This window comes from Belnapia sp. AC561 (assembly GCF_979252845.1).
This window is the reverse complement of record NZ_CEEDBP010000208.1, coordinates 1-276: the sequence shown is the minus strand read 5'-3', so window position 1 is coordinate 276 and position 276 is coordinate 1. Positions and strand designations below refer to the sequence as shown.

The 276-nt window shown below is 61.2% G+C and carries 1 protein-coding gene; it reads right to left on the bottom strand.

The features are described from left to right. A partial coding sequence (gene thyA, locus AC0IW9_RS30785; protein WP_471652104.1) for a thymidylate synthase occupies nt 1-268 on the bottom strand: 268 nt, incomplete at its 3' end. Between the last annotated feature and the right edge of the window lie 8 nt (nt 269-276).

The following is a 276-nucleotide window of genomic DNA, read 5'->3' as shown; positions in this document are numbered from 1 at the left end:
GGTAGCCGTATACCGGGCCGAGGTCGCCGTTTTCGTCAGCCCACTCGTCCCAGATGCGTACGCCGTTGTCCTTCAGGTACTTGATGTTGGTGTCGCCCTGCAGAAACCACAGCAACTCGTGAATGATCGAGCGCAGGTGGCACTTCTTGGTGGTCACCAGGGGAAAGCCGTCGGCCAGGTCGAAACGCATCTGGTGGGCGAACACGCTGTAGGTGCCGGTGCCGGTGCGGTCTGCCTGGAAAGTGCCGTTCTCACGCACGTGACGCATCAGGTCGA